The 11,889-nt window shown below is 44.5% G+C and carries 8 protein-coding genes and 5 tRNA genes; 6 read left to right on the top strand and 7 right to left on the bottom strand.

From position 1 onward, the window contains the following. Positions 1-108: 108 nt before the first annotated feature. The 5 genes from AB6D07_RS01980 to AB6D07_RS02000 form a co-directional block, all read right to left on the bottom strand. Positions 109-185: transfer RNA gene (locus AB6D07_RS01980), tRNA-Pro, on the bottom strand. A gap of 55 nt (positions 186-240) precedes the next feature. Continuing rightward, positions 241-316: transfer RNA gene (locus AB6D07_RS01985), tRNA-His, on the bottom strand. A 45-nt stretch (positions 317-361) separates the two neighbouring features. Continuing rightward, a tRNA-Pro gene (locus tag AB6D07_RS01990) sits at positions 362-438 on the bottom strand. A 77-nt stretch (positions 439-515) separates the two neighbouring features. Continuing rightward, a tRNA-His gene (locus AB6D07_RS01995) sits at positions 516-591 on the bottom strand. A gap of 47 nt (positions 592-638) precedes the next feature. Then, positions 639-715 (bottom strand) — tRNA-Arg (locus tag AB6D07_RS02000). A gap of 297 nt (positions 716-1,012) precedes the next feature. Between AB6D07_RS02000 and AB6D07_RS02005 the strand changes: the two genes are divergently transcribed. Further along, positions 1,013-1,426 carry a cytochrome c5 family protein gene (locus AB6D07_RS02005; protein ID WP_009848079.1) on the top strand — a complete coding sequence of 138 codons (414 nt, stop codon included), beginning with the start codon at positions 1,013-1,015 and terminating at the stop codon, positions 1,424-1,426. A gap of 71 nt (positions 1,427-1,497) precedes the next feature. Here AB6D07_RS02005 and rep read toward each other — a convergent pair whose 3' ends face one another. After that, positions 1,498-3,516, bottom strand: a complete 2,019-nt coding sequence (rep, locus tag AB6D07_RS02010; RefSeq protein WP_012602966.1) for a DNA helicase Rep — start codon at positions 3,514-3,516, stop codon at positions 1,498-1,500. Positions 3,517-3,667: 151 nt separating this feature from the next. Between rep and AB6D07_RS02015 the strand changes: the two genes are divergently transcribed. From AB6D07_RS02015 to ubiK, 4 genes are all read left to right on the top strand, one after another. Then, complete coding sequence (locus tag AB6D07_RS02015) at positions 3,668-4,285, top strand: TetR/AcrR family transcriptional regulator (RefSeq protein ID WP_017096411.1); 618 nt, start codon at positions 3,668-3,670, stop codon at positions 4,283-4,285. Positions 4,286-4,303: 18 nt separating this feature from the next. After that, a complete protein-coding gene (locus AB6D07_RS02020) occupies positions 4,304-5,410 on the top strand; it encodes an efflux RND transporter periplasmic adaptor subunit (RefSeq protein ID WP_012602965.1) in 1,107 nt (368 codons plus the stop codon). Between the two features lie 11 nt (positions 5,411-5,421). Beyond that, positions 5,422-8,544: a multidrug efflux RND transporter permease subunit gene (locus AB6D07_RS02025; RefSeq protein WP_009848084.1), complete on the top strand. Its 3,123-nt coding sequence runs from the start codon at positions 5,422-5,424 to the stop codon at positions 8,542-8,544. Between the two features lie 119 nt (positions 8,545-8,663). Then, positions 8,664-8,915, top strand: a complete 252-nt coding sequence (gene ubiK, locus AB6D07_RS02030; RefSeq protein WP_017103425.1) for a ubiquinone biosynthesis accessory factor UbiK — start codon at positions 8,664-8,666, stop codon at positions 8,913-8,915. A gap of 273 nt (positions 8,916-9,188) precedes the next feature. Here the strand turns inward: ubiK and ilvC are convergent, their stop codons facing one another. Further along, complete coding sequence (gene ilvC / locus AB6D07_RS02035; protein WP_017096410.1) at positions 9,189-10,673, bottom strand: ketol-acid reductoisomerase; 1,485 nt, start codon at positions 10,671-10,673, stop codon at positions 9,189-9,191. A gap of 146 nt (positions 10,674-10,819) precedes the next feature. On the opposite strand from ilvC, the gene ilvY reads away from it, so the two are divergent. Beyond that, positions 10,820-11,710, top strand: coding sequence for an HTH-type transcriptional activator IlvY (gene ilvY / locus AB6D07_RS02040; protein WP_029222992.1), 891 nt, complete (start codon positions 10,820-10,822; stop codon positions 11,708-11,710). Positions 11,711-11,889 lie beyond the last annotated feature (179 nt).

Below are 11,889 nucleotides of genomic sequence, written 5' to 3' on the forward strand. Positions count from 1 at the left end.
AAGAAGGATTTGATCGGACTGGCGATCCAGCCCACGACCCTCTGGTCTCAAATTATCTAAATTCCAGGCGTAAAAAAGCCCCGTCATTTCTGACGAGGCTTCTTAAGGTGGTCGGTGAAGAGGGATTCGAACCCCCGACCCTCTGGTCCCAAACCAGATGCGCTACCAAGCTGCGCTATTCACCGAGACGTTTCGTTTGATTTCTCAAACAGGGAACTTCAATGAAGTTACCAAAATTAATGGGGTGGCTAACGAGATTCGAACTCGCGACCACCGGAATCACAATCCAGGGCTCTACCAACTGAGCTATAGCCACCACTAATCTTTTATATAACCGCTTAAAAAGCGATTATTGAAATAGTGGTCGGTGAAGAGGGATTCGAACCCCCGACCCTCTGGTCCCAAACCAGATGCGCTACCAAGCTGCGCTATTCACCGACTAATTTTGTATCGACTCTTGGGAATAATGAATCAACACTGGAAGCCGAAGCTACCGATATTTTGTAAAGAAAGAATGGGGTGGCTAACGAGATTCGAACTCGCGACCACCGGAATCACAATCCAGGGCTCTACCAACTGAGCTATAGCCACCATTATTTCTTTTTGCCAATTCTCACTTACCTAAGTAAGAGACCGGATGGCGCGCCTGAAAGGATTCGAACCTTCGGCCTTTGGCTCCGGAGGCCAACGCTCTATCCAGCTGAGCTACAGGCGCATGCCCTGTCGGCGGAGTGGAATAATACGTATATCACCTTATGCCGTCTAGTACTTTTTTAACTTTTTTTTCTGTTTGGTCTCTTTTTCGACAGTTAATATGTGATAAACCCCTTATTTGAGTACTACAACCCACCGCAGCTTATAAGTTGTTGTTTATTGCAACAACTTATCGGGATATAATCACCCATTATTTACATTGGTTTAACAGTTGCTCTTTGCTGATAAAGCCAAAACACCCTTCCAACACTATAAATTGGTAAGCATGTACTTACCTTGGGAATGTAAAGTGAGTTTAATGGATATGTCTCGTCGAATTTTAAGCGTTGTCATCGCAGTTTTAACCTTTTCAACTGGCGCTATGGCTTCAGGCCTAAGCGAAGCAGAGCAAGATGCTATTGCTGAACGCATCAAACCAGTTGGCCAAGTTTACCTAGTCGGCAGCGAGCCAGTAGCCGCAGAACCAACAGGCCCTCGTGATGGCGCAGCAGTTTACGGTACCTTTTGTATCGCTTGTCACGCATCTGGCGTAAGTGGCGCACCTAAAACAGGTGATGCTGGTGACTGGGGTCCTCGTATTGCCCAAGGTCGCGACATCCTAGCTGACCACGCAATCAACGGCTTCAATGCTATGCCAGCGAAAGGTTCATGTATGGACTGTTCAGACGACGAAATCAAAGATGCTATCGAGCACATGATTGCCGGTCTGTAATTAAAAATACAAAATTCAAAAAAGGTGACCTCATGGTCACCTTTTTATTGGTCTCGATTTAGAGCCAAACATCACTTCTTGTTGAACATCGCACGAATGTTGGCAATGTGTGCCTGCCCTTTCTCCATTCGTTCTTCTGCGGATTGAGGCTTCTTCACACTTTCCCACTCCACATCTTCATGCGGCAGTTCATCAAGGAATCGGCTTTGTGTTGGCTTTATCAATTCGCCATACTGACGACGTTCACGACACTTAGTGAAGGTCAGCTCTTTCTGCGCTCGAGTAATCCCTACATACATAAGACGACGTTCTTCTTCTACGTTACCTTCATCGACACTGGTTTGGTGTGGCAAGATACCCTCTTCGGCTCCCATCAGGAACACATACGGAAACTCTAGACCTTTCGATGCGTGCAATGTCATTAATTGAACTTGGTCTGCATCGTCATCATCTTCACCACGCTCCATCATGTCACGTAGCGTTAAACGTTGAACCACTTCTCGTAGGGTCTTCTCTTCTTTGTCGTAGTTGTCACCCTCAAGGTCAGCAACGATCCAACTATAAAGATCAGAAACGTTCTTCATTCTCATCTCTGCAGCTTTCGGGCTTGCCGAGGTTTCGTACAACCAATCTTCATAGTTAATATCACGAACCAAAGAGCGAACAGCCTCAACGGTATTGCCACGTTCAGCATTATCAGAAATACGAACAATCCAATCGCTGAAACGGCGCAGGTTTTCTAAACCACGACCAGTCAAAGTTTGCTCTAAACCCATCTCAAAGCTCGCTTCAAACAGGCTTTTACCGCGCATGTTGGCGTAGCTGCCTAACTTCTCAAGCGTCACCGGGCCAATCTCACGACGTGGTGTGTTTACAATACGTAGAAACGCGTTGTCATCATCAGGGTTCACCAACACGCGGAGGTAAGCCATGATGTCTTTAATCTCAGCTCTAGCGAAGAAAGACGTACCGCCAGAAATTTTGTAAGGCACACGGTTCTGCATCAACGCTTTTTCAATCAAGCGAGATTGGTGGTTACCACGGTACAGCACTGCGTAATCTTTATATTCAGTGCGGTTCAAAAACTTGTGAGCGATGATCTCACCTGTAATACGCTCTGCTTCATGCTCTTCATTCTTAGCATTCAGTACCTTGAGCTTTTCACCGTCCGGGATCTCAGAGAACAGTGACTTTTCATAAACGTGTGGGTTATTAGCGATCAAGATATTCGCTGCACGCAAAATTCGACTCGTTGAGCGGTAGTTCTGCTCTAGTTTGATCAAGCGTAAGTTAGGGTAGTCCTCACCTAACAGCACCAAGTTTTGCGGTTTTGCACCACGCCATGAGTAAATAGATTGGTCATCGTCACCTACGACCGTCAAACGACCACGCTCTCCCACAAGCAGACGCACCAATTCATATTGGCTGGTGTTGGTATCTTGATACTCATCGACAAGTAAATAGCGAATACGAGACTGCCAGCGCTCGCGCACTTCTTGATTGGTTTTCAGAAGTAATACTGGCATCGCAATCAGATCATCAAAATCGAGCGCGTTGTATGCCTTCATCTGTTTCTGGTACATCTCAAAACAGAATGCAAACAACTGCTCTTGTTCGCCTTGAGCTCGAGCTTTCGCCTGATCTGGCGTCAGCATGTCATTCTTCCAATTCGAAATGGTGCTCATTAAAGCACGCAGCAGATCCTTATCACCATCGATCTGTCTCTCTGTTAGCTCTTTTAATAGCGCCAACTGGTCTTGGTCATCAAATAGAGAGAAGCCCGCTTTCAGACCCAGCGCTTTGTATTCACGACGAATGATAGTTAAGCCCATGGTATGAAAAGTCGAAACGATCAGGCCTTTCGATTCACCTTTACCCAGAGTTTGCCCCACACGTTCCTTCATCTCGCGAGCCGCTTTATTGGTAAAAGTTACCGCTGCAATATTGCGTGCCTTGTAACCACACTCTTGAACCAAGTAAGCAATCTTATTCGTGATAACACGTGTTTTACCAGATCCAGCGCCTGCTAATACTAAACAGGGGCCCGAAACATATTTCACGGCTTCATCTTGTCTTGGGTTCAGTTTCATTTGGTTCTCAATTTGGTCTATCGGGGCGAATTCAATTGCGCGCCTATAATAATGCTGCAACACCACGAATGCTACGCTCTCTTATGCAAGAATTTTATATCACATATGAAAAACTATGTTGCACATATGTGTGGGTCTTAGGCTATAATGAATGAACGTTCATTCATTAGTGAGTATATTATCACTGTCTGGTTCTTATTCTATGATAGATAAAAGACAACAAATTATAGATGCCGCCGAAAAACTGATTGCTGAATCAGGCTTTCACGGTCTTTCTATGCATAAACTAGCTAAAGAAGCAGGAGTTGCGGCTGGAACTATTTATCGCTACTTCTCAGACAAAGAAGAACTATTACAACAAGTTCGCTTAGCTGTCACTCAACGGAATGCTGGTTTAATTCAGCAAGGCGTTGAAGATTCGATGAGTCTAAAAGAACGATTTAGAAAAATGTGGCTCAACATTTTCGAGCTCTCGGGATCAAACATCTGTAATTTAAAGAATAGAGCTCAATACGACTCTTTACCTTGTATTCGCAGCCATGAGACCAAAGAGATTGAACGAAAAATGTTCCACAAAATAGATCAACTCTTTACTGAAGGTAGAGAGCAAGGGGTGTTTAAGCCTCTAGAAAACCCTGTTTTAGCAGCACTTAGCTTAGAAGTCAGTGTCACGCTGGCCCGTAAGCAATCTCTTGGATATTACCAACTTGATAAAAAAGCCATTGAAGCGGCGATTGAAGCAAGTTGGGATGCGATTATTACACACTAATTTGGAGTTCTAACTAGAATGAAAAAGTGGACTTTCTTCATGTTACTCATCGCTGTACTACTTTTCGGCAGCGTTATTGGGTTTAACATGTTTAAACAACAAAAAATTGCTGAGTTTATGGCTAACCGACCTGAGCCAGAGTTTCCAGTAACGGTAACAGAAGTTCAACCTATCGACTGGGTTCCAGTAATCGAAGCTATCGGCTTCATCGAACCTAACCAAGGTGTGACACTAGCGAACGAAACCAGCGGTGTTATTGACCAAATCTCTTTTGGTTCTGGTACTGATGTTAAAAATGACCAACTACTTGTTCGTCTTGATTCTGGCGTAGAAAAGGCAAATCTAAAGAGCTCTGAAGCTCGCCTGCCTGCGGCAAAAGCAAAATACAAACGCTACCAAGGTCTTTTTAAGAAAGGTTCTATTTCTAAAGAAGCATACGATGAAGCAGAAGCAAACTTCTACTCTCTATCTGCTGATATTGAAAGCCTAAAAGCATCTATCGAACGTCGTGAAATTCGTGCTCCTTTTGATGGAAAAGTGGGTATTCGTAACGTTTACCTCGGTCAATACCTGCAATCAGGTACCGATATCGTTCGTTTAGAAGATACCAGTGTCATGCGCCTGCGCTTCACGGTTTCTCAAACTGATATCTCTCGTATCCATGTGGGTCAAGCTATCGACATCTTTGTTGATGCCTACCCAGAGAAGCCATTTGAAGGTTCTATCAGTGCCATCGAACCAGCAGTAAGCATCCAAAGTGGTCTTATCCAAGTTCAAGCAGATATTCCAAACAATGATGGCAAGCTTCGTAGCGGTATGTTCGCTCGTGCTAACATCATTCTGCCTAAGCTAGAGAACCAAGTTACTCTTCCTCAAACAGCGATTACTTTCACTCTATATGGTGACAATGTTTACATCTTAACTGAAGAAGACGGAGTTCAGCGTGTTGCTCAACATGTTGTAAAAGTAGGTGAGCGTACGGCTGATATTGCACACATCCTTGAGGGTGTTAAAGCTGGCGATACGGTTGTAACTTCTGGCCAAGTACGCCTAAGTAACGGCGCCAAAGTTAAAGTTGTTGAAAGTGATGCGATCACTCCACCATCTGAAACACCTAAGCTGTAACTGGAGGCACAATGCGCTTTACTGATGTTTTTATTAAACGTCCAGTTCTAGCGGTATCCATCAGCTTTTTGATTGCTCTGCTTGGCTTACAAGCAATCTTCAAAATGCAGGTGCGTGAATACCCGGAAATGACGAATACCGTGGTGACAGTCTCAACTGGTTACTATGGTGCAAGTGCCGATCTTATCCAAGGCTTTATCACCCAGCCCCTCGAACAGGCTGTGGCTCAAGCGGATAATATCGATTATATGACATCTTCTTCTGTGCTAGGTAAATCTACGATTACCGTGAACATGAAGTTGAACACCGACCCGAATGCGGCATTGTCTGACATATTGGCCAAGACAAACTCGGTACGTTCTCAGCTACCTAAAGAGGCTGAAGATCCAACCGTAACCATGTCTACCGGTTCAACAACCGCTGTACTCTACATTGGTTTTACCAGTGACGAGTTGGTATCGAGCCAAATTACCGACTATCTAGAGCGTGTAATCAACCCGCAGCTATTCACGGTTAATGGTGTATCTAAAGTTGATCTATATGGTGGTATGAAATACGCACTGCGCGTATGGCTAGACCCATCAAAAATGGCGGCGATTGGTCTGACTGCATCTGATGTAATGACGGTACTGAACGCTAACAACTACCAATCAGCTACGGGTCAAGCGACCGGTGAGTTCGTGCTTTACAACGGCAGTGCCGATACACAAGTATCAAACACTGAAGAACTAGAGAATCTAGTCGTGAAAAGCGGAGAAGGTGAGATCATTCGCCTATCCGATATCGCGAAGGTTTCTCTTGAAAAAAGTCACGATGTTTACCGAGCAAGTGCTAACGGCCAAGAGGCGGTTGTAGCCGCGATCAATGCGGCGCCAAGTGCGAACCCAATCAACATCGCTGCTGATGTACTGGAACTTCTTCCTCAACTAGAGAAGAACCTACCAAGCAACATCTCAATGAACGTAATGTACGATTCAACCATTGCGATTAACGAGTCAATTCAAGAAGTAATTAAGACAATCCTTGAAGCGGCATTAATCGTATTGATAGTAATTACTTTATTCTTAGGTTCATTCCGAGCGGTACTGATCCCTATTATTACTATCCCACTGTCTTTGATTGGTGTGGCAATGGTAATGCAGGCAATGGGTTTCTCTTGGAATCTAATGACACTACTTGCAATGGTACTTGCCATCGGTCTAGTGGTAGATGATGCGATCGTAGTACTTGAAAACGTCGACAGGCATATCAAGCTCGGCGAGTCCCCTTTCCGTGCAGCGATTATCGGTACCCGCGAAATTGCGGTGCCTGTTATCGCAATGACGTTAACGCTAGGTGCGGTATATGCTCCAATTGCGATGATGGGTGGTATTACAGGCTCGCTATTTAAAGAGTTTGCATTAACCCTAGCGGGTTCGGTTTTCGTATCAGGCATTGTGGCACTAACGCTCTCGCCAATGATGTGTTCGAAAATGCTGAAAGCTCACGCTGAGCCAAGCAAGTTTGAGCAGAAAGTTCATAGCGTGCTAGATGGCATGACTAACCGTTACGAGCGTATGCTTGGTGCGGTAATGCAACATCGTCCAGTATTTATTGGTTTTGCTATCATCGTATTTGCAAGTTTACCGTTGTTGTTCAAATTCATCCCTAGTGAGCTAGCACCTTCAGAAGATAAAGGTGTAATCATGTTGATGGGTACAGCACCGTCGAATGCAAACTTAGACTTCATGCAAAATACCATGAACGACGTAAACCAGATTCTGTCTGATCAGCCAGAAGTTGCTTACGCACAGGTATTTACAGGTGTGCCAAATGCAAACCAAGCATTTGGTATCGCGTCTATGGTTCCTTGGAGCGAACGTGAAGCAAGCCAATCAGACGTAGCAAACCGCGTTGGTAATTTGGTGAAAGATGTTCCAGGAATGGCGGTAACTGCATTCCAAATGCCAGAACTACCCGGTGCTGGTTCAGGCCTTCCAATTCAATTTGTCATAACAACGCCAAACAGTTTTGAAAGCTTGTTCCAAATTACCACAGACATTCTGGCTGATGTCTCTTCAAACCCGTTGTTCGTATATTCAGATCTCGACCTGAACTACGACTCAGCAACCATGAAGATCAACATCGACAAGGATAAAGCAGGCGCATACGGTGTGACCATGCAAGATATCGGTATCACGCTCGGTACCATGATGTCTGATGGCTACGTGAACCGTATAGACTTGAATGGCCGTTCTTACGAGGTTATTCCTCAAGTTGAACGTAAATTCCGTCTAAACCCTGAATCGATGAACAACTACTACGTACGTGCTGCAGACGGCAACGCTGTACCACTAGGCAGTTTGATTACGATTGATGTTGTGGCAGAGCCTCGCTCTCTTCCTCACTTCAACCAATTGAACTCGGCGACGATTGGTGCGGTACCGGCTCCAGGCGCTGCAATGGGTGATGCAATTGCGTGGTTTGAAGACACGGCAGCGAATAAGCTTCCAAGTGGCTACAACCATGACTACATGGGTGAAGCACGCCAATACGTAACAGAAGGTAGCGCACTTTACGCGACCTTTGGTTTAGCTCTGGCAATCATCTTCTTGGTATTGGCGATTCAGTTTGAATCACTGAAAGACCCACTGGTTATCATGGTATCTGTACCACTGGCGATCTGTGGTGCCCTAATAGCTCTGGCTTGGGGCGCGGCAACGATGAACATCTACTCGCAAGTTGGTTTGATCACCTTAGTCGGCCTGATTACCAAGCACGGTATCTTGATTTGTGAGGTTGCGAAAGAAGAGCAGCTGCACAATCAAAAAACTCGTATTGAAGCGGTAATGGAAGCAGCGAAGGTTCGTCTTCGTCCAATCCTGATGACAACGGCTGCGATGATCGCGGGTCTAATCCCACTGATGTACGCAAGTGGTGCGGGTGCGGCTCAGCGTTTCAGTATTGGTATCGTAATCGTTGCTGGTTTAGCAATTGGTACTCTCTTCACGCTATTTGTACTGCCAGTGATTTACAGCTACTTAGCTGAAAAACACAAACCTCTACCTGTATTTGTTGAAGACAAAGACCTAGAAAAACTAGCTCGCGTCGATGAAGCAAAAGCAGCGCACAGAGAATTAGCTGATAATAAGTAATCACTAAGTCGTAATAACAATAAAAAGGCTACTTCGGTGGCCTTTTTTTGTACGCCATAGGCGACATCTCAAGTGTGATTAAATAGAATAGTGGTAAATATTCAGGAGTTTTAATTGATATGTTTGATCCAAAAAAACTAGAGCAGATTGCTAAGCAGATCCACGATTCTATGCCTCAACCAGTAAAAGAGCTTGGTTCAGACGTAGATCAAAAAGTTCGTCAGGTTATTCAAGGCCAACTGAACAAGCTAGACGTTGTAAGCCGTGAAGAGTTTGATGTTCAAACACAAGTACTACTGCGCACTCGCCAAAAGCTGACTGAAATGGAACAAAAGCTAGCGAACTTAGAAGCAAAGATTGCCGACAAGTAAGCGTAAAGAAAGCAAACTGAAAGGGTTGGTGTGAAAGCACCAACCCTTTTGTATTTCTAAGGCTCAATCAAGAACTGAAAGTCGACGAATACCTATCAAACAATGTTCATTTTATTGATTTTTAAGACTTTGTTACTAAAAGAAAAAAGGCTTGGTCAACGGCGACCAAGCCTTTTCATTAGATGTTGTGTTGCTTATTTATAACTCCAACCTGTAAGGAGTTAGTGATACTGCTTCGCTTTTTCTGCAAATTTATAGTATCTAAGCGACAAATTAACCGCCTACAGCGATACGCTTCATGTCGCTCATGTAGCTACGTAGCTCTTCACCAATGTACTCTACAGGGTGGTTACGGATAGCTTCGTTTACTTCAATTAGTTTAGCGTTATCAACCTGGTTAGATGTTTCACCTAGACCACGGCCGATTACGTCTGTTGCTACTGAAGGCATGAACTTCTCACGTAGTAGCGGTGTTGCTACGTTAGCGAATAGGTAGTTACCATACTCAGCAGTATCAGAGATTACAACGTTCATTTCGTAAAGACGCTTACGAGCAACTGTGTTTGCGATTAGTGGAAGCTCATGTAGAGATTCGTAGTAAGCCGACTCATCGATGATGCCAGATGCTGTCATTGCTTCGAATGCTAGCTCAACACCGGCGCGAACCATAGCAACCATTAGGATACCGTTGTCGAAGTACTCTTGCTCTGAGATTTCTACGTCAGAAGCTGGATAGTTTTCGAATGCTGTTTCGCCTGTCTCTTCACGCCAACCTAGTAGGTTCACGTCATCGTTCGCCCAGTCAGCCATCATTGTGCTAGAGAAGTGACCAGAGATGATGTCATCCATGTGCTTGTTGTAAAGCGGACGCATTAGGTCTTTTAGCTCTTCAGAAAGCTCAAACGCTTTAACTTTAGCAGGGTTAGATAGACGGTCCATCATGTGAGTTACACCACCGAACTTAAGTGCTTCAGTAATCGTTTCCCAACCGTATTGTAGAAGTTTACCTGCGTAGCCTGGTTCGATGCCATCAGCAATCATCTTCTCGTAAGATACGATAGAACCCGCTTGTAGCATGCCACATAGAATAGTTTGCTCACCCATAAGGTCAGATTTAACTTCAGCTACGAATGAAGACTCTAGGCAACCTGCACGGTGGCCACCAGTACCTGCAGCCCAAGCTTTAGCGATATCCCAGCCTTCACCTTTAGGGTCATTTTCTGGGTGAACAGCGATCAGTGTTGGAACACCGAAACCACGCTTGTACTCTTCACGTACTTCAGAACCTGGACACTTAGGTGCAACCATTACAACGGTAAGGTCAGCACGTAATTGCATGCCTTCTTCAACAACGTTGAAACCATGAGAGTAACCAAGAGCAGCACCTTCTTTCATTAGAGGCATTACTGTCTCAACAACATTAGTGTGTTGCTTGTCGGGAGTAAGGTTAATAACTAGGTCTGCTTGAGGGATTAGCGTTTCGTAGCTACCAACTACAAAGCCGTTTTCGTCAGCATTCTTGAATGATTGACGCTTCTCATCAATTGCAGCTTGGCGTAGAGCGTAAGATACGTCTAGACCAGAATCACGCATGTTTAGACCTTGGTTCAGGCCTTGAGCACCACAGCCAACAATGACGATCTTCTTACCTTCAAGGTATTCAGCTTCAGTCGTAAATTCTTCACGATCCATGAAACGGCAGCGACCTAATTGGTCTAGTTGCTCACGAAGGTTTAATGTATTGAAATAGTTAGCCATTGTAGGGCACTCCTTTAAAAATAAGTCCGTAAGGTCGATATCTCTCTATCGAATGACTTCATACTAAAACAGACACTCCGTTGCTGAAAGTGATATATTCACAATTAGTTATTGCAATAAATGCAACATGGAAACGATCGCAAAACATGAACATAAAATCTCTACAATTATTTATACATTTATGTGATAGCAAGAGTTTCAGCAAAACAGCTGCTGCTATGCACGTCAGTCCTTCTGCCCTTAGTCGTCAAATACAAAAGCTTGAGGAAGAAACAGGGCAAGAACTGCTTATCAGGGATAATCGAAGTGTTGACCTCACACCAGCAGGGAAACATCTGTTACCTGTGGCATTGAGCATCGTTGGCGAGTGGCAGCAATATAATCTCCACCTAAAAGGCGGAGAACAGGAGCTCAAGGGTGAGATCCGCATTTTCTGTTCCGTAACAGCAAGCTACAGTCACCTTCCTGAACTCATTACCGAATTCAGGGCTATTCATCCGTATATTGAGTTTAAGCTATCTACCGGTGATCCAGCGCAATCCATCGACAAGATCCTGAATGATGAAGCTGATATTGCTATTTCAGCTAAACCAGATATTTTGCCTTCAAGATTAGAGTTCGAAACCATTAGCGATATACCACTGTCAGTCATCATCCCATCCGGTGTTAGTAGCTTTAGCCAGCAGCTGCAATCAGAGAAACCAAACTGGAATGAAGTGCCTTTTATCATCCCTGAAGCAGGTACTGCACGAGAACGTGCAAACGCGTGGTTCAAAAAGATGAAGATAAAGCCCAACATTTACGCTCAGGTATCAGGTCATGAAGCTATCGTCAGTATGGTTGCTCTTGGCTGTGGGGTTGGTATCGCTCCAGACGTTGTAATCAACAACAGCCCTGTGAGAGATAAAGTCGATCGTTTAAAAATAGAACCAATCAAGCCGTTTGAATTGGGAGTGTGCTGTAAGCGATCGCAGTTAGAAAATCCGTTGATTAGAGCATTTTGGCAGGTAGCTGAAGGTAAATACCTTCAAGACTAGTTATCTATAAGTGAAAACAAGCAAGTGTGGAGTCACAGATAAAGAGCACGTTAGTGCTCTTTTTTGTTTTTCTAAACGACAAATATGAAAAAAGCCCGCTGATTTCTCAACGGGCTTTTCAATGGTGGTGGAGGGATAGGGATTTGAACCCTAGAACCGCTATTAACGGTTGCCGGTTT

This window comes from Vibrio sp. 10N.239.312.C11 (assembly GCF_041466065.1).
In the GTDB taxonomy this organism is placed as follows: Bacteria; Pseudomonadota; Gammaproteobacteria; order Enterobacterales; family Vibrionaceae; genus Vibrio; species Vibrio tasmaniensis_A.

Excerpts from the sequence above, each read along its gene's own strand:
- AB6D07_RS02015 (WP_017096411.1), top strand. The coding sequence starts at position 3,668 with ATGAACGTTCATTCATTAGTGAGTATATTATCACTGTCTGGTTCTTAT.
- rep (WP_012602966.1), bottom strand. The coding sequence starts at position 3,516 with ATGAAACTGAACCCAAGACAAGATGAAGCCGTGAAATATGTTTCGGGC.
- AB6D07_RS02025 (WP_009848084.1), top strand. The coding sequence starts at position 5,422 with ATGCGCTTTACTGATGTTTTTATTAAACGTCCAGTTCTAGCGGTATCC.
- AB6D07_RS02020 (WP_012602965.1), top strand. The coding sequence starts at position 4,304 with ATGAAAAAGTGGACTTTCTTCATGTTACTCATCGCTGTACTACTTTTC.
- AB6D07_RS02005 (WP_009848079.1), top strand. The coding sequence starts at position 1,013 with ATGGATATGTCTCGTCGAATTTTAAGCGTTGTCATCGCAGTTTTAACC.
- ubiK (WP_017103425.1), top strand. The coding sequence starts at position 8,664 with ATGTTTGATCCAAAAAAACTAGAGCAGATTGCTAAGCAGATCCACGAT.
- ilvC (WP_017096410.1), bottom strand. The coding sequence starts at position 10,673 with ATGGCTAACTATTTCAATACATTAAACCTTCGTGAGCAACTAGACCAA.
- ilvY (WP_029222992.1), top strand. The coding sequence starts at position 10,820 with ATGAACATAAAATCTCTACAATTATTTATACATTTATGTGATAGCAAG.